The organism is Myroides albus (genome assembly GCF_009711045.1).
GTDB classification, from domain to species: domain Bacteria; phylum Bacteroidota; class Bacteroidia; order Flavobacteriales; family Flavobacteriaceae; genus Flavobacterium; species Flavobacterium album_A.
In genome coordinates this window covers 1-22,788 of the sequence record NZ_WMJX01000013.1, presented here as the reverse complement: position 1 = coordinate 22,788, position 22,788 = coordinate 1, and the positions used below count along the sequence as shown (strand labels likewise).

Sequence of the window (22,788 nt, the reverse complement as noted above, 5' to 3'; positions counted from 1 at the left end):
ATTTAAAATATAAATAGTCAATTGCCTATTTAACACTCTTTTTCGAATTAAAAACCTGTATACCAGCATAAAGCCACGCTATTATAAATAGCAGCCCTCCTACTGGAGTAACAGGTCCGATAACACTTAAATTCATAGAAATCAAATCTTTAAATGTCAAAAGATATATCGATCCTGAAAAAAACAATATTCCGAACAAAGTCAAAAAAAGTAATATTTTTTTAGTCTTGTCTGAAAAAAATGTACAGATTCCTACAAATAATAGAAAAAACGCATGATACATTTGATAACGTACACCTACCTCAAATGTTATCACTTGAGCTTCAGTAACAATCTTCTTTAATCCATGAGCACCAAATGCACCCAAGATTACACCTAATGCTCCAATAAGAGCAGCAATACCTAAAACTTTACGTGTCATCTCGTTTTTAAGTCAAATATACAATTAATTCACATATTATACTTGTAATATTTAAGTAGTTAGTTTTATAAGCTACTCTATTTGTTTATTTTCGTATAACTATAATCAACAACTATAACATGAAAAAACAAATTTTAATCGTCGGAGCAGGAAGATCTTCTTCTTCTATGATCAGATATCTACTTCAAAAATCAAATGAAGAAAACATCCACCTGACAATTGGTGACTTATCTATAGAACTTGCAAGACAAAAAGCAATGAACCATCCGAATGCAACTCCAATTGCTTTTGATCTTTTTAATACAGATCAAAGGATAGAATACGTGTCAAAAGCCGATATCGTAATCTCGATGCTACCTGCAGCTCTCCATATAGAATTAGCCAAAGACTGTATTCGACTAAAAAAACACTTAGTTACTGCCTCTTATATAAGCCCTCAAATGGCAGAGTTGAATGAACAAGCTGTAGAAAACAACTTGATATTTATGAATGAAGTTGGACTTGATCCGGGTATAGATCATATGAGCGCAATGAGAATTATTCATGAAATACAAAATAAGGGCGGAGAAATAACCTCATTTGAATCGTACTGCGGTGGTTTAATTGCACCTGAATCTGATAACAACCTCTGGAATTATAAATTCACCTGGAATCCTCGAAATGTTGTATTAGCTGCACAAGGAGGTGCAGCCAAATTTCTACATGAAGGAAAGTATAAATACATCCCATATAATCAAGTTTTTCGTCGAACCGAAATATTAAAAGTTGAGGGATATGGCAATTTCGAAGTTTATGCTAATAGAGACTCTTTAAAATATCAAAACATATACAACTTAAACAACCTAAGGACAATACTTAGAGGAACAATCAGAAGATTGGGGTATTCTAAAGCATGGAGTCTATTTGTTGATCTGGGAATAACAGACGATTCTTATACAATTGAAAATTCTGAAACTCTAACATATAGAGATTTCATCGATTTATACTTACCATATCATCCAACTGACTCTATAGAGACAAAACTAAAACTTGCTTTAAACATCGCTCCAGACGATCAAGTTTGGCTTAAACTTATGGAGCTGGACCTCTTTAATGATGTTAAGCAAATTGGCTTAAAAAACGCTACTCCTGCACAAATTCTTGAAAAAATACTATCAGACAAATGGACATTATACCCACAAGACAAGGATATGATAGTCATGTACCACAGAATTGGATATAAAATAGGCAATCAAGACAAGCAAATAGACTCTACTATGGTATGTATAGGCGAAGATCAAACTTATACTGCGATGGCCAAAACGGTAGGTTTACCTGTTGCAATTACAACTTTAAAAATACTCAATGGAACTATTACATCACCAGGAGTACAATTGCCGATAAAACAAGAAATCTATACTCCAATTTTGGAAGAATTGGAAAAGAATGGAATAACTTTCACTGAACAAGAAATAACAATATAGCAACTTATAAAGCCTCTTATAATAGAGGCTTTATTTTGGTATAGCACTAATCAATTTACGCGTGTAATCCTTTTGAGGGTTATCGTATAATTCATCCGCTTCATTTATCTCTTCTACCTTACCTTTATTCATAACGACAATCTGATCAGATACATATTTTACAACAGCTAAATCATGAGATATAAAGATATATGTAAATCCAAATTTATCTTTTAATTCATTTAAAAGGTTTAAAACTTGTGCTTGTACAGATATATCCAATGCTGATACAGATTCATCACAAATAATCAACTTCGGATTCAATGCGATTGTTCTCGCTATACCTATTCTCTGTCGTTGACCACCAGAGAACTCATGAGGATACCTATCAAAAGCCTCTTTATCAAGACCGACACGAGAAAGAATATCTATAACCATACTCTTTCGCTCTCGATAATCACTGCCAACCTTATGTACCTTCATTGGTTCCAATATAGCTTCACCAACTGTTATCCTTGGATTCAAGGATGAATAAGGATCTTGAAAAATGATTTGTATTTCTTTACGCAATTTGCGTATCTCAGCTTTATTTAATCTTGTGATATCTATTCCGCGATAGAAGATCTGTCCTTCCGTTGCTTTATCCAACTGCAGTATAGCATTTCCTAAAGTAGACTTTCCACAACCACTTTCACCAACCAATCCCAAAGTTTCTCCTTCATAGACATTAAAGCTTACATGATCAAGTGCTCTAAAGCTTCCTGATCGAAATAATCCTGTTTTAACTATATAATCCTTTACCACATTTCGTATTTCTAATAATGGTTGGCGATTATAGAGATTTTGATGTGCTTTCGCTCTATCCTCTGCAGTTACAATCTCATCAACAACAACTTGATTTAAAAAATCTGAAATAGTAGGCAACCTCTTTAATCGGACATCTATACTTGGTCTTGATGCGATTAAAGCTTGAGTATATAATTCTTTAGGATTATTAAAAATAGCTAAGCAATTCCCCTGTTCAACAATTTTACCCTTGTACATCACGATAACGCGGTCAGCGATAGATGAAATCAAACCTAAATCATGCGTAATAAATACAATGCTCATTCCCGTTTCTTTCTGTAATGACTTCAGTAGCTCCACAATATCCTTTTGCACTGTAACATCAAGTGCTGTAGTAGGCTCATCAGCAATCAACACAGCAGGTTTACAACTTATCGCCATCGCTATCATTATGCGCTGCTTCTGTCCTCCTGACAACTGATGTGGATACTTATGATACACCTCTTGAGGGTTGGGTAACTTAACTTTCTTGAATAGAGAAATCACTTCTTGTTTCATTGCTGAATCACTATTATGCACCCTATGCTGTTGTAAGATTTCTAAAACTTGTCTACCACAAGTCATAGTAGGGTTCAAAGCTGTCATTGGCTCTTGGAATATCATCGCAAATTCCTTTCCTCTATAGGAACGTATTTCTTCTTCTTTTAATTGAGTAAGCTCTACTTTATTAAAAACAATACTTCCATTTGCAATAGTTAAAGCTCCCTTTGGCAATAGTCCCATTATCGCAAGAGAGGTAATTGATTTACCCGACCCTGACTCTCCAACTATTCCAAGAATTTCATTTTGATATAACTCAAAAGAACAATTTTGCACTAAAGATTTACTGTCTTGAGTGTTCTTAATTGTAGTTATCTCTAAATCTAATACTTGCAATAATGGTGTTTTACTTTGCATAACTGTGATTTTATCTAAACAAAAATAACATTAAAAAAACCATATAATATAATTTGAATGAAATTGCCTCGTTATATTATATGGCTTTCTTAAAACAGGATGCGAGAATAATCATATTAAGCAACATTAATTTGGTCATATTCTTTCACCAAAGTTACCACAGTTGGCGTAAGAGTTTTAAAATCAGTAAAGACAGGGCAAGCAGATTTTACTGCATCCATCCATTCTTTTAAAAGCACAATTGACGCAGGTGTAGTTGGCTTAACGATGACATCAATCTTTTTAAAATTAGTAATATCTATGCTTTTCTCATCATCTTCATTATTCTTAACCTCTCCTCTTACCTCCACTTGAATAGATTTTAAATCTAAATTTAGGGTTGACCCAATCAAGTTTCCGATATAGTGTATACTTCCTGCTAAACGAGCAAGTAACAATTCGGCAGAATCTATTTGATTCACCCTTACTAAATCTCTTCCGTCATTTACGGTAAAAGAGAAATTTGCTGTTTTAACTGCGAACTGTGTAGAACGAACAGAAAAACCCAAAACTTTTACTACATTGTTTTTCATCACTTTTAAAATTTATAATTAATATTTAGGCTAAAAAAAAGGTCCTTTTGATATTTACTACCAAAAGGACCTTTGAAATTTATTCTATACTTCTTTAAGAATATATGAACTATTTTACAAAACCAATTTTGGCAGTACGACGAAGCACGACTTACGCATTAGATACGTCGCCTTAGTAATAATCGATACTGAACAAATATTGTAGAACTGGTTCATATTTCTTTTTTTAATTTCTTTTACTTCTAATTTTATACAAAAAAAGCCCCTATAACAATAGAGGCTTTTATAATATCATTTTCAAACAATATACAATTATTTACCTCCTAATGTGCCTTCACACATTGAATACTTCTTAAAGGAAATTTTATTTGTATAATTTGTTTGCATATTTTTCTCAATCGTTCTCACAAAAATAGAAAAAATATTTTTAACATTTTTAAAAAATCAAATATTATTAACTTTTAATTAACTCATACAGATAATATTTCATTTGATTCTAATAAATCCTCTCTCCTAAAGCGCAACAATACTTGTGCCACAGCTAATACATCTTTCTCACAATAGGTAATTATCTTATCAATATTCTTTTCTTTATAATACACCTCTGCAACCTCAGATCCACTTATGTCGTCCTTTGGCGATGAAATACCTAAGATTTTGGTGAGTAACTGCAGTGAAGTATAATGTTTAAAATCACCGAACTTCCACAACTCCATTGTATCTAAATGTGGAACTTCCCATGGTTTCTTTCCAAACAAATTCAACTTTATGGGGATTTTTACCCCATTAATCAACATACGCCTGGCGATATATGGAAAATCAAATTCCTTGGCATTGTGCCCACATAAGATATTAAAAGGGCGACTAAAGTGTTGGTTAACCAATTCACTAAACTTAACCAACAATTCCTTTTCTTCTCCCCAAAAAGAAGTTGTTCGAAATTGACGCACGCCATGCTTAAAATGAAAATACCCCACAGAGATACACACTATCTTTCCAAATTCGGCCCAGATACCCGCCCGCTCATAAAAATCTTCGACCGAGATTTCCTCCTTTCGTTGGTAACTCGTTTTGGCTTCAAACAGAACCTGTAATTCTGCATCTAAAGCATCATAGCTCTCTTCCACAGGAACAGTTTCAATATCTAAAAAAAGAATATGCTCTAATTGAATATTTTCTAAAGGTAGCATCATGACATTATTTTCTTTGATCTAACATTTTATAAGCTTCATCTATGTATAGATACAAATCGTTACTATGGGGATCTTCTTCTGTTTGCACCCCTTTCTTATGTCCTAAACGAACAATTATAACATTATCTTTAGGAGAAACTATAACGAATTGACCTAAATGTCCTCTCATATAAAAGAACTCCTGATCTCGATATTTGACTAACCACCAACCGTATCCATATTCAGGCCCATTTGCATACTGCTGCTTTATCGATTTTGCCACGTAAACACTATCTAATATTTGCTGCCCATTCCATTTCCCAAAATCCTTATATAATTTCCCAAAGCGAGCAAAATCCCTTGCATTACTGGTAAAACAACAAAATGACTTCTCTACTCCTGTTCCTTCATGATCCAACTGCCACAAAGCGGGATTCTCTGCCCCCATAGGTTTCCAAAAATGCTTAGATACATAATCACTTAAATACATACCTGTAGCCTTTTCTAAAACCATTGTCAACATCTCCGTATCTCCACTTTTATAGATAAATTCTTTACCTGGCTCATCATCGATAGAAATCTTTTGCATAACTTTTCTCAAGTCCTTAACAAAATACACCTCTGTCATAACAGAAAAAGGACTATAATAACCCTCATCCCACTTTAGTCCAGAAGACATTTTAGATAAATCTGCCACAGTTAAGTCATCCTTATACTTACCTGTCAACTCGGGAATATAATTGATCACCTTGTCATTTTCCTCTTTGATTTCCCCTAATTGCAGAGCCTTACCAAAAGCAGCAGACACAATACTTTTAGCCATAGAAAACGAATTTGAGTACGCCCCTTTATCATAACCATCATAATAGCTTTCATACCACAAACTGTCATTTTTGATAATGAGATACGCTATCGATTGTAGTTCGACGTGAGCCTTTTCCAACTCCTCAGTTGCTTTGATTTGATTGTAATCAACAGCTACAGGCCAAGGCTGTATATTATTGCTATCATTAGCAATAGTTCGGGTTGGGAAATACTTATAATCATCTAAAAAAGCAGTTGTATATCCATTAAAATAAATTGTACGGACTGCTGTGAACAAGTAATCTACTTTGAATAAATAGGCCAAAGCAACGAGTACTAAAATACTTCCCAAGAACCATTTTAATATTTTCATAAGTCTATGTATAGGTTAATTACCTAAAAATAAGAATTTTATTGTACACCAACGACGCGAACCAAAATAATAACATAAAAGAATAAGCCGACACAAAACTCTGTGAATTATCATCACGTAGATTTTCTTTATTCTACAATCAACTAATGTGAAGTACTAAACTCACCCATACTAATTACAAGTCTAATAAGTATAAATAAGACATTAAAATCAAAGCATATTTGGCAAACGGAATTTCTAAGATTATCTTTGCGCTTTTATTATCAAATAATTTAGTATATGCATTTTATTTCTCATCAGTTAGAAGATTACGCAGCCCAACATACAGAAAACGAACCTGAATTACTGGCGAAACTTGACAAAGAAACACACCAAAAAGTATTACAACCAAGAATGCTAAGCGGTCATTTTCAAGGGCGTTTCTTAAGTATGATTTCTAAATTAGTAAACCCTACGAATATATTAGAGATTGGAACATTTACAGGATATGCTACCCTATCCTTAGCAGAGGGATTAAAAGAAAATGGGACAATCGACACCATAGATGTCAATGAGGAGTTATATGATTTTCAGAGAAAGTACTTTGATATGTCTCCATATGGCGACCAAATCAAACAACATATTGGTAGCGCTTTAGACATCATACCAACAATTGATAAGAAATTTGACCTCGTCTTCATTGACGCAGATAAAAAGAATTATACTAAGTACTTCCATTTAATCATAGACAAAATGAACCAAGGCGGCATTATCCTTTCTGATAACGTATTGTGGTCAGGCAAAGTTCTTGAAGAAATAAAGTCTAACGATAAACAGACTATCGAAATAGACAAATACAATAAACTCTTAAAAGAAGATCCAAGAGTTGAAACAATCTTATTACCCATCCGCGACGGACTAACGGTATCAAGAGTAAAATAAACAATAAGGGCTACTAAATTTAGTAGCCCTTATTGTTTATTTTATATTAGTTTATCCGAATACTTATTCTCTACCCATACATATAAGCTATAAAATGCAGTTCCAAAAAATACCCCTACACACATTCCTACCAAAATATCTCCTGGAAAATGTAAAGACAGATATATTCGACTATAGGCAAAAATCAACGGAAAGATAAATACCAAATAAGCATGTTTATAATATCTTCTCAAGATCAAGAACAAGAACACCATATTAGCTGTGGAATTAGATGCATGCCCTGAAAAGAAACTTAGCGTAGAGCTACACTTTACAACACGTAACATCGCAACTATATCTTCCGTATTACAAGGTCTTGGACGAGCAACTACCCTTTTTACCAAATTAGTCATTTGATCTGTAAACGCAATTAATACAGCTAAAAAAAGCAATATCAAGACTAATTTCTTTACCGAAACTTTCTTATATGTCAAATAAAGAAGTAGTAAAAAAAACGGCAGCCAATTAAGCTGTTTTGTAATAAAAAGCCAAAAAGAATCAAATGTTTCAGAACCAAAATTGTTCAAAAAAATCATTAATTCCTTATCCCATTGTACTAAATTTTCTAACATTAAAGCTGTCTTTTTATTGGTCCTGTTAAATTCTCGATATCTTCTTTTTGCTTCTCTATTTCTTGCTGTACGTCTTGTAATGGATTCTCTATTGTCTCCTCCAATTTTTGTTGCACATCTTTTAATGGATTCATATCCATTACTTCTTCTATCTCCTTCTTAATTCCGCTATCTTCTGCACTTCTATTAATCTCGTGTTTTATATCATTCGTTGCATTCTTTACTTGTGTCATAAATTTTGCAAACGTCCTTGCCATTTCAGGAACTTTATCAGATCCAAATAGCATTAATATAACAAGAATAATAAAGAAAAATTCACCTCCACCAATACCAAACATATTGTTACAGTTTATTAATTAAACAAGGTTACAAATCTACAAACTTAATTGCTTGCATTGTATACAAAAATACAAACCATTTGTTAAATCACTTTACTCACTGCAATTTATCTTCATCTTTTTTTCCTATTAACTCCAAAAAGTCTAAGGCAAGCTCGCCTAATCTGGCTTGTACCTTCTCTTTTTCGAATCCTCCTCCTGTTAACAAACTCTCAACTTGATCATCATTTGCAGCGTACAAAGCAAAACCTTCAACATAGTCCTTAGGAATACTATAATCTCTCATCAAAGCTTCCTCTGAAAAATAATTAATCAATCTATTCTTTCGACTATCCAACTTTTCATACTCATACGCTTTCTTCAGCATCTTTGTTCGACCTGAAATCCAGTTAACTATAGCAGAAACAGGTATCAACCCACCACCACTAGTCGCTGTATACAACTTACTTTGAGCTGGAGTTAAAATCTTTGTTCCCTTAGGAACTAACCCTAAGGATTCTGCTGATATTTTATAAATCACAATCTCATCAAGCTGCGTGTAAAAATCATTCTTATCTAAGGGAATTAGCATAATATCCCGTTCTAAATCAATCTTGTCAACAATATGTTGATAACCCATAAAAATAGGACTTGAGAACATAATAGTGTCATTCTCCTTAGCTGCTAAATTAAAATAGCCTCCTTTTTCACTAAATACTTCTACGCCTGAGTTCAAATTAGAGATATACACACCTTCTAAGTTCTTTGAACGCGAAACTATCTTTCCATTTAAAAATTTTCTTTCTTGTCCAAAGCTGTATAAACAACCTAAACACAATAGAAATGCTAAAAAAAATCTCATTAATCAATAATATCGTTAGTAATTAAAAACACCTGTTTTTTGAATAGAAACAGTTAACTACAAACATCAAATCTAATATAAAAAATGAATTACCTATTATAATCGAGTACTAAATGATTCCTAAAGGCTCCTAAAAACGAATGTAACTTCTTATATAAAAAAACGACTTACCTTTGTAAAAATTATATTCTTATGAAAAAAATTATAATTGCGAGTACTTCTACAATTCACAATAGTCAATACTTAGAATATTTATTGCCTGTTCTAAAGAATCACTTTAACAACGTAAAAACACTTTTGTTCATTCCCTATGCACGACCAAGTGGCATCACACATGATGAATATACACAAAAAGTAGCTACTGCCTTCTCTAAGTTGGATATCACAGTAAAAGGTATTCATGAATATGAAAACCCTACACAAGCCATAGCACAAGCAGAAGGAATATTTACTGGTGGAGGAAATACATTCCTTTTGGTAAAACAACTTTACAATAACAATGTCATTACAGCTATCCAAAAAGCAATCAATAATGGTACACCATACTTGGGTTGCAGTGCAGGCAGCAACATCTGTGGTTTAACAATGGAAACGACCAATGACATGCCTATCACCTATCCTCCTTCTTTCAAAACTTTAGGTTTTGTTCCTTTCAATATCAATCCACATTATTTAGATCCTATCGAAGGCTCTACACATATGGGAGAGACAAGAGAGACCAGAATTAACGAGTTTCATTCACTTAACTCGCAACCTGTAGTTGGGCTTAGAGAAGGTAGCTGGTTAGAAGTACAAGGAGATACTATCACACTTAGAGGAAACTTGACAGCTCGCATTTTTGAACAAGGAAAAGCTGCTGTAGAAGTTGTACCAGACACAGACTTAAGTCATCTAAAATAAATAGAAAAAAATAAACCTTAAAAGGCAAGAGTGTCTTTTAAGGTTTGCTTTTTTATTCTATACCTTATGTCAATAATGACATATTTATCGTTGAACTTCAACTGCCTTTACTATCTCAGCAAAAGGAAGTTTAATATGAAAACGAAGTATTGAGATCTGCTCAATCTAAATTTATTACTAAAAACAAGATATCCTGATTCATATAAAACAAAAAAGCTCTCCCGCACAAGGAAAGCTTCTCATTGGTCTAACTACTAAACCATAGTGCTTGCGCACTTAACAACACAACTAAATTTTAAGGCCTTCATAATTTGGGGAATTATTAGAGCCCAAAAGAATCGTTCTTTCAAACAAATCCTTTTTTACTGGCGGTCTGGACGGGACTCGAACCCGCGACCCCATGCGTGACAGGCATGTATTCTAACCAACTGAACTACCAAACCAGTATTACTCCAAATATCTATTAAAGATATATTTCTCAATCAAAGAACAAAAAAGCTCTCCCGCACTAGGAAAGCTTTTCATTGGTCTAACTACTAAACCGTAGTGCTTTCGCACTTAACAACACAACTAAATTTTAACCCTTAATAATGAAAAATTATTACAGGGCAAAAAAAGCCTCTCAACCACGTGAGAGGCTCTTTTTTACTGGCGGTCTGGACGGGACTCGAACCCGCGACCCCATGCGTGACAGGCATGTATTCTAACCAACTGAACTACCAAACCAGTATTAACCAAATTCATTACTCGCGACAAAGATAACTCTTTTTTTCAAAAATCAAAGATTTATGTATAAACCTTTATTTTCTCCGCTTTGAGCAGATCGAATAACATCTCTTTTATTCAGAGATGTTAATCTCTCTCTTGCGGTCTGGACGGGACTCGAACCCGCGACCCCATGCGTGACAGGCATGTATTCTAACCAACTGAACTACCAAACCTTCGTCGTTATTGCTGTAATGCGGTGCAAATATACGACCATTTTCAAGACTACCAAATCCTCGTATAAAAAAAATAAAAGTTTTTTAGCGCGACTTACAGAGTAAACTGATTTCCAATTAGATAATAAATAAATAAAATTAAACTTTTTTTATGTACTTTATCTCAACAAGCGCTACTACTCACTTTTAATTCAACTTTTGACGATTCAAATTTTTGTTTTACTATAGAAATACACCTGCTTTTTCACCTTTAAGGAAAAAAACACCTACTAAAAATACTTGCTGAACGACAGCTACTGTAATTTTAGAATCAAAAAACTTTCAATCCATTCAATTCAACTTCCTAAAAAATCGACAACACTACCTTCTTTTATCTTATTGTGTCATATTTCAATTGAAATCTCCCCCAAAAAGATTGTATTAATAAACAGCTATATCCCATAATAAGACTAACTCGAGTTAAGGCAGCAGTATACAACTTCATCATATCTGTTGACAATCTACATATCGATTTATACCAATTTGCTGGCACATAGCTTAAGGTTTTCTTGCACCTTTCTTCGACAAAAGTGCTCTCTAGGCAAGAAAACCCCTACAAAACCCCAAGAAATCCCGGAGAAAGTGCAAGCGAAGCCCTCTTATAATACATACTATTCTGCTTCTAAAAATTTACCCACTTAATCATCATTTCCGATGATTTCCTTATTAGACAAGGTTGAGTTGATCTTTTAAAGCAGATAAATACATATAAATAAACACCCTGAAGACTATAAGCTGTCTTCGTACCTTCTATCGAACTCACTTTAAAATAGATTTTTCCGTAATGGAATACTCTTTTAGTAGAAAATACTGACCAGCCTTACTATACCCTTATTTTATTAAAAACTCAAGATACACAGCTATAATACCTATAGCTGACAAGCCAATACAGACAAACTATATAGTACAAAAACTAATATCTTTATCATGAAAAAAATAATCTCATTAGATTATACAATAAAACAATCCCCTTTCGATTAAAAATCAAAAGGGGATTGTTTATATTTTAGACAAGTAATACTATCTATTACAAGTTGCTCTCGATAAAGTCTTGGTAAGTTTTCTTTGGAGCTACACCAACTTGTTTCGCTACAACTTCACCATTTTTAAATACCAATACTGTAGGAATGTTTCGGATACCGTATTTTGCAGCAAACTCTTGGTTTGTATCTACATCAACTTTACCTACTACAGCTTTTCCGTCGTATTCTACACTTAATTCTTCAACGATTGGGCCTAACATTTTACAAGGACCACACCATACTGCCCAGAAGTCAACAACTACTGGCTTATCTGATTTTAATACTACTTCTTCGAAAGTAGCATCTGTAATTTCTAATGCCATTATTCTACCTTTTATGTTATATCAACAAATCTAATAAATTAATTATATAATACTATTTATAAAGTATTAATTTTAACTATAGAGCAATTACAAAAACTAATTTAATTTAAAATTAACCTGCATTCTCTCCAATTCCTCTAAGAGTTCAGCTGTAATATTGACACGCATATTTCGACTGGATAGCTCTACTCTATTGACAATTCTTATTTCTTCTCTCTTTTCATCTACTACAACTTCTTCCATGGCCATTTCTTCATCTCCAAATTCCATATCTTCATCAAATGTAATGGGCATAATTGGTTTTACTTGATCAACAGGATCTAAGAAAACCTTTTCTAACTCCACTAAGTCAAAGTAAACAGGTTTGTCCCCTTCATTAAAACTAAACACCTCTTTCATATTATTGATTAGCTTCTCGTCAATCTCTTTTACGTTCAATAATATTATCAACTTCTTTGCTGATGTCGGAATAACCTCATAAAGCAATTTCATTTCCAAAAACTGCAATCTCGGCTCTCCTCTTTCACCTGTATCCTTTCTTATCCAACCTTCTTTAACTTGAGCTTTTACATGAACAAAGGTATTCTGTAATAAGAAATGTCTAAACTTTAAAAAGTCTTCATTAAAAAGTCTAAACTCACATCCCTCATCGTATCCTTCAATCGTAAACATCGCCCAATCCTTTCCTTTAGCAGATGTTCGAAATTCAACATTACTAATCATTCCACCAAAGGTTATTGTCCGACCAGCTAATTCTGTAAGATCGCGCATTTCTTCCACTCTGCTAGAGCAAAAATACTTCATCTCAAACTTAAAATCATCAAGTGGATGTCCAGATATATAAATACCTACTACTTCCTTCTCCTTTGCAAGTTTCTCCATTGTTGTCCACTCCTCACATACAGGTAAGACAGGTTCTGGTATTTCTACTTCAGCACTTTCACCAAATAAACTGAATTGTGAAGAATTATCATTCTCTTGAGATTTAGCCCCATAGCGAATTGCCTTCTCTAAGAATGGAATATTATCCATCGCATCCATATAGAAGTATTGCGCGCGATGTGTATTTTCGAAGCAATCAAAACCACCAGCTAAGGCAAGATTTTCAAAAGCTTTCTTATTAGCTGCACGCAAATCAATGCGCTTCGCTAAATCAAATATTGACTTGTAATTCCCTTTTTCGCGATTCTCAACAATGGTATTCACAGCTCCTTGTCCTACTCCTTTTATCGCTCCCATCCCAAAGCGAACTGCATACTCATCATTTACTGTAAACTTGTAATAAGATTCATTCACATCAGGTCCTAATACATGAAGTCCCATACGCTTACACTCTTCCATAAAGAAAGTAACCGATTTAATATCATTCATATTATTAGACAGTACAGCAGCCATGTACTCAGCAGGATAATGAGCCTTTAAATAAGCAGTCTGATAGGCAATCCAAGCATAACAAGTAGAGTGAGATTTGTTAAACGCGTACGAAGCAAATGCCTCCCAGTCTTTCCAAATCTTTTCTAATATTGTTGCATCATGCCCTTTCGCTGAAGCTTGTTCCACAAACTTCGGTTTCATCTTATCCAAGACATCCTTTTGCTTCTTACCCATTGCTTTACGAAGTACGTCCGCCTCACCTTTCGTAAATCCAGCAAGCTTTTGTGACAGAAGCATTACCTGCTCTTGATATACGGTAATACCATAAGTTTCTTTTAGGTATTCTTCACAAGCATCTAAATCGTAGACAATTGGTTCCTCACCATTCTTACGACTAATAAACGAAGGGATATACTCTAATGGTCCTGGTCGATATAAAGCATTCATCGCAATTAAATCGGCAAATACAGTAGGCTTCAGTTCACGCATATACTTTTGCATTCCAGGAGATTCGTACTGGAATACACCTACCGTTTCCCCACGCTGGAATAACTCATAAGTTTTTACATCGTCAATAGGGATTTCGTCAGGATTAATATCTATACCTGTTCTATGTTTTACCAACTTAACGGTGTCCTTGATAAGAGTCAATGTTTTCAACCCTAAAAAGTCCATTTTTAATAACCCTGCACTCTCTGCAACTGAGTTATCAAACTGAGTAACGTATAAATCTGAATCTTTAGCTAAAGTAACAGGAACAAACTTTGTAATATCATCTGGTGTAATAATTACACCACAAGCGTGGATTCCTGTATTTCGCATAGAACCCTCTAATATTTTAGCTTGTTGTATAGTTTCTGCAGCTAATGAGTCTTCTTGTGCTAATGTTATGAGCTCTTTTACTTTATCAAATTCTTCTGATCGAAGTACTCCCTTTATTGCACTCTCATCCTCTGTTAAAAATCGATTTAGGTTCCACTTAGAAGGCATCATACCGGGAATCAACTTCGCAATTCTATCTGCCTCAAACAATGGCAGGTCTAATACACGTGCTGTATCTCTAATTGCAGACTTAGTCGCCATCTTACCATAAGTGATAATCTGCGCCACTTGATTAGCTCCATACTTATTGATTACATATTCCATTACTCGACCACGACCTTCATCGTCAAAATCAATATCGATATCGGGCATGGATACACGATCTGGGTTAAGGAAACGCTCAAAAAGCAAATCATACTCGATAGGATCAAGATTCGTAATTCCCAAACAATAAGCTACAGCAGAACCTGCAGCAGAACCACGACCTGGCCCAACCGAAACTCCCATATCTCTTGCCGCAGCAATAAAGTCTTGTACAATTAAGAAGTAACCAGGATAGCCCGTTCTTTCAATAGTAGCTAACTCAAAGTCTAAACGCTCGCGAATTTCATCTGTAATTTCTTTATATCTTCGTTTTGCACCTTCATAAGTAAGATAACGCAAATAGTTGTTTTCACCTCTTTTCCCACTCCCATCACCCTCCAAGTCTCTTTCATCTTGAAATTCTTCCGGAATATCAAATTTTGGAAGAAGTACATCTCTATGTAAAACAAATGGCTCAACTTTATCTACAACTTCTTGAATATTATAAATAGCATCCGGAACATCTTTAAATAGTTCCTTCATCTCGTCACTTGACTTGAAATAGTATTCTTGATTTGGCAACCCATAGCGATAGCCTCTTCCTCTACCTATAGGTGTAGATTGTTTCTCACCATCTTTAACACACAATAAAATATCGTGGGCATTCGCATCCTTCTTATCTAAGTAATAAGAATTATTCGTTGCTATTAATTTGATATCGTGTTTTCTTGAAAAGTCAATAAGCACTTGATTAACTCTATTTTCATCTTCTTGCCCATGGCGCATTAACTCAATATAGAGGTCTTCACCAAATTCTTCCTTCCACCAAAGTAAAGCCTCTTCAGCCTGCTTTTCACCAATATTTAGAATCTTACCTGGCACTTCTCCATAGAGGTTACCTGTTAGGACAATCACATCTTCCTTATATTTCCTAACAACCTCTTTATCTATACGCGGCACATAATAGAAACCATCTGTATAGGCAATAGAAGCCATCTTAGCCAAATTGTGATATCCTCTTTTATTCTTTGCTAACAGTACTACTTGAAAACCATTGTCTTTTTTAGACTTATCCGTATGATCTTCACAAATAAAAAACTCACATCCTACAATCGGAGTTAAAAGAGGTACTAATGTTTCTCCTTTCTCCGCACGCTCTTTATTCTGTGCCTCTATTTTCTTATTGTGATTGTTAACCTCCATTACAAAATGAAAGGCTCCCATCATATTTCCGTGATCCGTCATAGCCACCGCAGTCAGTTCCATTTCACCTGCTTTTTTTACAAGAGAGGGAATTGAAATCGTAGATTGCAAGACGGAAAATTGTGTATGTACATGGAGATGAGCAAACTTCGCTACTTTAAACTTCTCCTTTGCTTCATCGCTAATAACCTCAGTAGGTTCACCTTGCAACTTTGACAACCTCTGACGAACTTCATCAGAAGCCTTTTTAAGATTGATGTGCTTTAAACCAGCTGGTTGAAATGGCTCTGGGTTTGCTTGTATATAGCGCTGAATATATGTATCATCACATTGCAGTTCCTCCTTAGAGAATACTCCTTTTTTTAATAACTCAAGAAAACAACGAGTAGTTGCTTCAACATCAGCAGTTGCATTATGTGCTTCTCCAAATGGAACACCAAACAAATAAGTATGTAGCTCAGTTAAAGTAGGCAATTTATAACGACCCCCTCTACCTCCGGGTATCTTAAGTAACTCAGCTGTAACTTCGGTACAAGTATCAAGCACAGGCAACTCACTCATAATAGATGTCACCCCCATACGATAGAACTCACACCCCATTATATTAAGGTCAAAGGCTAAGTTCTGTCCTACAATAAATTTTGTTTTTGATAATGCAATATTAAATTTAGCTAACACTTCGGCAAGAGAAATACCCTGCTCCTCTGCTAATTCGGTAGAAATACCATGGATGCGCTCTGAATCGTAAGGAATATTAAATCCTTCAGGTCTAACAAGGTAATCCTGATGTTCAATTAAATTTCCCATTTCATCGTGTAATTGCCAAGCAATCTGTACACAACGTGGCCAGTTGTCTGTATCTGTAATAGGGGCAGACCAACTCTTTGGGAGTCCTGTTGTTTCAGTATCAAAAATTAAATACATAGCTGATTATAAGAAGTTTACCTTATTTTACTTAGATTTCTCAAGAAAAACAAAGGTATAAAAAAAGACTGCGTTTCGGAAAAACACAGTCTCAAAAGAATTGTAATCATTACCTATCGAGGTAATTCTAAAGGTATTCTAAAGAATACTCCTTCTTGAAATATTTTAGTATTTTGCAGAGCAGCATGCTCCTCTTTCTGTTTTTCTGTGAAGTTCTTTTGTTGTGTTTCGTCAAGATCTTCTTTGATAAGATTAGCGAAGAAAGTTCCACTAATTGTCCCTGGTATTTGATCAGCTTCAGGAGCAAAATACACTTCCCCCATCTCTACTTCATTCTTATTCTTATCAATACCTCTTGTAACATATAAAGCGAACGTTTCATCTAATGAACTTTTACTTTTAACTCGATAATAAGCATATGCATCATCTTTCGTACTTTCTCTATTGTCAAATTGAATATTAGCTTGTTTACCGCCATTTTCAACTTTGCGATATTCCTCAAGTTTGATTGTTTTACCAAACAAACTTGGACTATAAGGTACTTTCATTACATAAGAGGTACTATCAGTTTCGCCCATAATATACAGTACATTCTCATTAGCTATATAAGCAGTCATGCGCTCTGGCTTCCACTTCTCATATTTTACTGCCTCTTTATACTCCTCATTATTTGTATAAGCTTGTAACCCAGGATCACTGTTCTTAGTGTCATTTTCACAAGCAATACAAGCAGCAATAACCAATAGTAGACCTAATATCTTTTTCATAGTAAATAATTATCTTCTATAATAACTTCAAATACAAAAATATAGTATTTAATAGCAGAAAAAAACTTTCTCAAAGATAAAAGTTGCTAAAAAAGTGCGAATCTATCCTTTATCTAAGGTTAATAAGACATCTCGTTATCAATCAATAGCTTATAATAAATATTTTTTTCAATAAAATAAATGTATTAAAGTCAAAAAAGCATATCTTTGCACTCAATTTTTAACCGAGGTCGGGTACCTCAAACAAATAAATTAATTATGTCTGTAAAAATTAGATTACAAAGACACGGTAAAAAAGGAAAACCTTTTTACTGGGTAGTAGCTGCTGATGCACGCTCAAAAAGAGATGGTAAATACTTAGAAAAAATCGGTACTTACAATCCAACAACTAACCCTGCAACTGTAGAGATTAATGTTGATCTTGCTGTTAAATGGTTATTCAATGGTGCTCAACCAACAGATACTGCTAGAACTTTACTTTCTTACAAAGGAGTAATGTTAAAACACCACTTACAAGGTGGAGTTAACAAAGGAGCTTTAACTCAAGAGCAAGCTGACGCGAAATTCGCTGCTTGGTTAGAAGAAAAAGCTGCTAAAATCAACGCTAAGAAAGATGGTTTATCATCAAACAAAGCTGCTGATAAAGCTGCAAGATTAGCTGCTGAGAAAGAAGTAAGTACTAAACGTGCTGCTGCTGCTCAAGAAGCTAAAGCTGCTGCTGAGGCTGCTCCTGCTGAAGCTGCTGAAGCAACTGAAGAAAGCAACGAAGAAACTCAAGCATAATTCTCAAGCGATATGCGTAAAAAGGATTGTTTCTATTTAGGCAAAATCGCAAAGAAATTTAGCTTTAAAGGGGAGGTGCTTATTTATTTAGACACCGATGAACCTGAGTTATACGAAAACTTGGAATCAGTGTTCGTCGACTTCGACGGACAACTGGTTCCTTTTTTTATGGAACAAGCTTCATTACACAAAAGCGATTTTTTAAGAGTTAAATTCGAGGAGTCTAACTCTGAAGAAGATGCTGACCGATTAGTCGGATCAGAGATATACCTACCACTAACGATGCTTCCTAAACTTGAAGGAAACAAGTTCTACTACCACGAGATCACTGGTTTTGACGTAATAGATACTAACGAAGGTGAAATAGGTCAACTAAAAAGAGTAAACGATAGTAATTATCAACCTCTATTCGAGATAGACTTTAACGGAACCGAAATATTAGTTCCGATGATAGACGAACTTATCCATAAAGTAGATCGTGAGAATAAGAAGTTATATCTTAATGTACCTGTTGGGTTATTAGATATTTACTTAGGTAGATAATACATCACATCATACAGCCTCGAGACACTTGTTTCGAGGTTTTTTGTTTTTTATAATACTTCCAGAATTTCGTAGCTTTACTATCCATTTAAACTAAATACAATGGTACAAATAAAGAATCTACTTAGTCAAATAAGTATTATTGATAGGAAAAATACAGAGACTTTAGCCACTACAGGTGGGCTGTTTAATATGTTTGCCATTTGCGGTGTCAATCACTACGAAAATACGCACTCTGCAATTATAGCAGAACTTTTGAATCCAAAAGGAAGTCATGGACTAAAACACAAACTATTAGATACCTTCATTAAATCATTAGATCCTTACTTTAGTATTCCTAATTTCAATTCTGAGACAGCTAAAGTACATAGAGAATACTCTACACCCCAAGGACGTATTGATATATTTATTGAAGATAACAATAATAATGCAATAATAATAGAGAATAAGATACATGCAGAAGATCAAGATAGACAATTAATCAGGTATGACACTTATGCAAAAGACACTAAACAAAATTACCAAATACTTTACCTTAGTCTCTATGGTGAAGATGCTTCTGAACAAAGTAGTGCAGGAGTAACCTATCTTCCTATCGCTCATGGTAAAGAAATCATAGATTGGTTAGAACAGTGTGTAACTATTGCATCTCGTTTCCCAATAGTAAGAGAGACTATTATTCAATACATAAATCACTTAAAACAACTAACAGGACAAGATATGGATTCCAAAAATAAAGAAGAAATAGTAGCAGTATTATCAAAAATAGAGAATCTTAAAGCTGCGCAAGCTATAGCTCAAAACTATGCCGCAACTTTTGATTATTTGGCTGAAAAATACGTAAACCCATTAATGGAAGAATTTGCTAAAGAAAATGGATTGGAGTATGTTTATGAAGAAAGCAAAGAAGAGTATATACGATTCTATTTTACAAATACAGAATGGAAAGGCAAATTTTGGATTGGTTTTACATTTGAAAGTAAAAAATATTATTATGGAATTGCTAATAACCCAAAAACACATTTAATGTCAATAGAAAACAGAGCTATAATACATAAAAAATTAGAAGAGTCTAATGTAACAAACCGTAAAACTAGTGAATGGTGGCCTTTTTATGCTTATAACGAAAATCTTACTCTAGAAAATTGGCAAACAAACATTATAGAATCTACTACTTTTGTAGAAGACTGTAAGACTAAAATATTAACACTTCTTAGAGCAATAGGGGATATAGAAATATAATGTATACCCCACAGCACTTGTTTCGAGGTTTTTTGTTTTTATATTTGTCGATTATGGTAGCACTACATCACTTGGGTAATCGCATCTGCATCATTGGGCTTAGCTCCTCTGGCAAGTCTACTCTAGCACAAGCCTTAGGCAATAAACTGAATCTAAATATCCTGCATTTAGATCAGATAGCACATATCCCTAATACAGACTGGATACCTCGTGACAAAGCACTTATGACAGCTGATCATCAGACATTCTTAAGCGATCATACAGACTGGGTGATAGAAGGCAACTATAGCTTCTTAATGCCTGAGCGGTTTAAAGAGGCTACGTGCATTATCTGGCTAGACTTCTCTCCTATCGGAGCATTGTATAGATACATAAAACGCAGTATCACGCATAGAGATACTCGCCCTGGCAACTTAGACGGTGCCGAGAGCCAATTCAGTATGAAGATGGTTAAGTATATCTTATTCGAAGCTCCTAAAAAAAGCCCTAAGTATGTAGAACTAATTAATAATAGCACTGCTACCTTCATTCATATCAGAAGTTTTAAAGAACTAATGAAGTGGTATAAAGTGTGGGGATTATCCTAATCCCCTCGCCCTTTGCATTTACTCCAAATTATATCTTTTTCAGAGGCCTTATCATCAATTCAACTAAAGAAAAACATTATATGTTCTCTAAATCTAACTCTAATATTCAGTATTCATCTATTAAACTACAATCAATGTTTAGTCGTTTTAAGTTGATTACTGTCTACAAAAATAAAGAGCTATAATTAACATACCTAACAAACTAATGGATGCGTACATAAAGTCATAACCCATAAAAAAACCTCAAATCAGTTGATTTGAGGTTTTTTATAAAGAAATTCTAACTTAATCAAAATCTATTTGTAGTGACTTAAGTATAGTTTTCTCAGCATCTGCATAATACAATAATACAATATAATCTTTTTCATCTGTCGTAAGTAATGGATGTTTCACATTAGAAGAGTATGCATTTACAATAGCATTACCATTTCCTCCACCTGACCAATGAATATCCTTTATTAAATCACCTTTAGAATCATAAAACTGATATCCATTTACAAAATATATATCAGGAGAGTTATTCTCCATTACTAATTTGAGCTCCACCTGTCCATTGTTATTATTAACTTTACTTGTACTTGATTGTGTTACTCTAAATAATTCTGCAAAAGGTGCCGATTGTACATTTATTTTTTGTTCAAAATTAGTATAATAAGGGTGTCTAATTGTAAGTACTGCTGTACCTTTTTCAGTAGGCCTTGTTATAACACCATTTGAAGTAATTCTAATATTTGGATTATCTGAAGTCCAAATAAAATCACCTTTAGGTCCTAATGGTGCCACAATAGTTTTATTAGAAAACTCATATGTATTAGCTACTTCATCTGTAGGCAAGCCTAATACAGCATACTGTGATACAACTTTGAAAGAAATATCACTTGGAGAATCAACCTTTATCTCACCCACTTTTTTTCGACTACCATTACTAATTTTTGTATATACATCAATTATATCACTCTCATAACTAATATGTTCTATACTAATCTCTGTTTTTTTGTAATTAGCAAACTGAGCAAATGATAATTTTTTCTGTGAAACAAACTCTAAAGATGAAGGATCCGCATCCTTAGGTTCTATATCATAAGTAAATCTTTCTATAGCACTTTTATATAATTGTACAGGATTCTGCTTTAAAGAGAATTTCGATATTTCTCTCATTTTTACATTCACTTGTATTGAAGCAGTTAATTTAGCATCTTCACTTGTTGTTACTGTTACTATAAAGGATGTATCTACTTTAATATTATCTAATTTTGATACAATACCTTTTACAACAGATAAACCAGTTGGTGAACTTTTCCAAACTAATTTATTTACATCGAGATTCTCTGTTATCAACACTTCATTTAAATCATAAGTTTCATCCCCTGTTATATCTATTACTTCTTTTGTAAATTCAAGTTTATTTTTTACAACATTAACCTTTAAATTACCCTCTATCTTCCCATCAGCTGTTTGAGCAATTACAATAAGTGAACCTACTTTTAAAGCAGTCATCTTCATTTTGCTAATACTTACATAANACAATAAGCAGTAAATTTAAGATCCTACCCAAAAATTCACCTATGGACAACTTGCTTGCAAATTACAAAAGAATCTTAGAAGTTTTACAGTCAATTAGTGAAAACACTTTACTTTCTTATCAAAGACGTAAACCTAAGCTAAGTGATATTGAACTGATAAGTATTTGTTTAACATCTGAATATCTCGGTATAGATAGTGAGAATTATTTGTTTACACTCTTACCTAAAGAATTAAAACAAAAAATAGAACGCAG

19 protein-coding genes, 3 tRNA genes and 1 pseudogene are annotated in these 22,788 nt (G+C 33.9%); 8 read left to right on the top strand and 15 right to left on the bottom strand.

Annotation, left to right across the window (positions count from 1 at the left end):
* Window positions 1-25 precede the first annotated feature (25 nt).
* Window positions 26-421, bottom strand: a complete 396-nt coding sequence (locus tag GJV76_RS07885; protein WP_155092082.1) for a DUF423 domain-containing protein — start codon at window positions 419-421, stop codon at window positions 26-28.
* Between the two features lie 119 nt (window positions 422-540).
* Between GJV76_RS07885 and GJV76_RS07880 the strand changes: the two genes are divergently transcribed.
* Window positions 541-1,884, top strand: coding sequence for a saccharopine dehydrogenase family protein (locus GJV76_RS07880; protein WP_155092081.1), 1,344 nt, complete (start codon window positions 541-543; stop codon window positions 1,882-1,884).
* A 30-nt stretch (window positions 1,885-1,914) separates the two neighbouring features.
* Here the strand turns inward: GJV76_RS07880 and GJV76_RS07875 are convergent, their stop codons facing one another.
* The 4 genes from GJV76_RS07875 to GJV76_RS07860 form a co-directional block, all read right to left on the bottom strand.
* On the bottom strand, window positions 1,915-3,606 hold the full coding sequence (locus GJV76_RS07875; RefSeq protein ID WP_155092080.1) for an ABC transporter ATP-binding protein: 1,692 nt from the start codon (window positions 3,604-3,606) through the stop codon (window positions 1,915-1,917).
* A 116-nt stretch (window positions 3,607-3,722) separates the two neighbouring features.
* Complete coding sequence (locus tag GJV76_RS07870) at window positions 3,723-4,178, bottom strand: OsmC family protein (RefSeq protein WP_155092079.1); 456 nt, start codon at window positions 4,176-4,178, stop codon at window positions 3,723-3,725.
* Window positions 4,179-4,648: 470 nt separating this feature from the next.
* Window positions 4,649-5,371: a 3'-5' exonuclease gene (locus GJV76_RS07865; RefSeq protein ID WP_230381513.1), complete on the bottom strand. Its 723-nt coding sequence runs from the start codon at window positions 5,369-5,371 to the stop codon at window positions 4,649-4,651.
* Window positions 5,372-5,375: 4 nt separating this feature from the next.
* Window positions 5,376-6,527 carry a serine hydrolase domain-containing protein gene (locus tag GJV76_RS07860; RefSeq protein ID WP_155092078.1) on the bottom strand — a complete coding sequence of 384 codons (1,152 nt, stop codon included), beginning with the start codon at window positions 6,525-6,527 and terminating at the stop codon, window positions 5,376-5,378.
* Window positions 6,528-6,806: 279 nt separating this feature from the next.
* On the opposite strand from GJV76_RS07860, the gene GJV76_RS07855 reads away from it, so the two are divergent.
* On the top strand, window positions 6,807-7,448 hold the full coding sequence (locus GJV76_RS07855) for an O-methyltransferase (protein WP_155092077.1): 642 nt from the start codon (window positions 6,807-6,809) through the stop codon (window positions 7,446-7,448).
* A gap of 41 nt (window positions 7,449-7,489) precedes the next feature.
* On the opposite strand, the gene GJV76_RS07850 is transcribed toward GJV76_RS07855, so the two are convergent.
* The 3 genes from GJV76_RS07850 to GJV76_RS07840 all read right to left on the bottom strand — a co-directional run bounded on the left by GJV76_RS07850 (window position 7,490) and on the right by GJV76_RS07840 (window position 9,238).
* A complete protein-coding gene (locus GJV76_RS07850) occupies window positions 7,490-8,059 on the bottom strand; it encodes a phosphatase PAP2 family protein (RefSeq protein ID WP_155092076.1) in 570 nt (189 codons plus the stop codon).
* Window positions 8,059-8,397 carry a Sec-independent protein translocase subunit TatA/TatB gene (locus tag GJV76_RS07845; RefSeq protein WP_155092075.1) on the bottom strand — a complete coding sequence of 113 codons (339 nt, stop codon included), beginning with the start codon at window positions 8,395-8,397 and terminating at the stop codon, window positions 8,059-8,061. The genes GJV76_RS07850 and GJV76_RS07845 overlap by 1 nt, the downstream gene beginning before the upstream one ends.
* Before the next feature lie 97 nt (window positions 8,398-8,494).
* Window positions 8,495-9,238: a hypothetical protein gene (locus tag GJV76_RS07840; protein WP_155092074.1), complete on the bottom strand. Its 744-nt coding sequence runs from the start codon at window positions 9,236-9,238 to the stop codon at window positions 8,495-8,497.
* A gap of 192 nt (window positions 9,239-9,430) precedes the next feature.
* Between GJV76_RS07840 and pepE the strand changes: the two genes are divergently transcribed.
* The gene (gene pepE, locus GJV76_RS07835; RefSeq protein ID WP_155092073.1) at window positions 9,431-10,138 is read left to right on the top strand and encodes a dipeptidase PepE; all 708 of its coding nucleotides are present in this window, start codon (window positions 9,431-9,433) and stop codon (window positions 10,136-10,138) included.
* A gap of 366 nt (window positions 10,139-10,504) precedes the next feature.
* Here the strand turns inward: pepE and GJV76_RS07830 are convergent.
* From GJV76_RS07830 to GJV76_RS07805, 6 genes are all read right to left on the bottom strand, one after another.
* Window positions 10,505-10,581 (bottom strand) — tRNA-Asp (locus tag GJV76_RS07830).
* A gap of 206 nt (window positions 10,582-10,787) precedes the next feature.
* A tRNA-Asp gene (locus GJV76_RS07825) sits at window positions 10,788-10,864 on the bottom strand.
* A 141-nt stretch (window positions 10,865-11,005) separates the two neighbouring features.
* A tRNA-Asp gene (locus GJV76_RS07820) sits at window positions 11,006-11,079 on the bottom strand.
* A 1,066-nt stretch (window positions 11,080-12,145) separates the two neighbouring features.
* Window positions 12,146-12,463, bottom strand: a complete 318-nt coding sequence (gene trxA, locus GJV76_RS07815; protein WP_155092072.1) for a thioredoxin — start codon at window positions 12,461-12,463, stop codon at window positions 12,146-12,148.
* Window positions 12,464-12,559: 96 nt separating this feature from the next.
* The gene (gene dnaE, locus GJV76_RS07810) at window positions 12,560-17,089 is read right to left on the bottom strand and encodes a DNA polymerase III subunit alpha (RefSeq protein WP_155092071.1); all 4,530 of its coding nucleotides are present in this window, start codon (window positions 17,087-17,089) and stop codon (window positions 12,560-12,562) included.
* Window positions 17,090-17,202: 113 nt separating this feature from the next.
* A complete protein-coding gene (locus GJV76_RS07805; RefSeq protein WP_155092070.1) occupies window positions 17,203-17,856 on the bottom strand; it encodes a hypothetical protein in 654 nt (217 codons plus the stop codon).
* Between the two features lie 258 nt (window positions 17,857-18,114).
* Between GJV76_RS07805 and GJV76_RS07800 the strand changes: the two genes are divergently transcribed.
* The 4 genes from GJV76_RS07800 (at window position 18,115) to GJV76_RS07785 (ending at window position 21,011) form a co-directional block, all read left to right on the top strand.
* Window positions 18,115-18,639: a 30S ribosomal protein S16 gene (locus tag GJV76_RS07800; protein ID WP_155092069.1), complete on the top strand. Its 525-nt coding sequence runs from the start codon at window positions 18,115-18,117 to the stop codon at window positions 18,637-18,639.
* A gap of 12 nt (window positions 18,640-18,651) precedes the next feature.
* Window positions 18,652-19,182 (top strand): ribosome maturation factor RimM, encoded by a 531-nt coding sequence (rimM, locus tag GJV76_RS07795; protein ID WP_006257597.1) that lies wholly within the window; start codon window positions 18,652-18,654, stop codon window positions 19,180-19,182.
* Window positions 19,183-19,284: 102 nt separating this feature from the next.
* The gene (locus GJV76_RS07790) at window positions 19,285-20,424 is read left to right on the top strand and encodes a PDDEXK-like family protein (RefSeq protein WP_155092068.1); all 1,140 of its coding nucleotides are present in this window, start codon (window positions 19,285-19,287) and stop codon (window positions 20,422-20,424) included.
* A gap of 53 nt (window positions 20,425-20,477) precedes the next feature.
* Window positions 20,478-21,011 (top strand): P-loop NTPase family protein, encoded by a 534-nt coding sequence (locus GJV76_RS07785; RefSeq protein WP_166520738.1) that lies wholly within the window; start codon window positions 20,478-20,480, stop codon window positions 21,009-21,011.
* 285 nt (window positions 21,012-21,296) lie between these two features.
* Here the strand turns inward: GJV76_RS07785 and GJV76_RS07780 are convergent, their stop codons facing one another.
* Window positions 21,297-22,514 carry a hypothetical protein gene (locus tag GJV76_RS07780; protein ID WP_155092066.1) on the bottom strand — a complete coding sequence of 406 codons (1,218 nt, stop codon included), beginning with the start codon at window positions 22,512-22,514 and terminating at the stop codon, window positions 21,297-21,299.
* Between the two features lie 62 nt (window positions 22,515-22,576).
* On the opposite strand from GJV76_RS07780, the pseudogene GJV76_RS07775 reads away from it, so the two are divergent.
* Window positions 22,577-22,788 (top strand): annotated as a pseudogene (locus GJV76_RS07775) (IS982 family transposase); the annotation flags it as partial.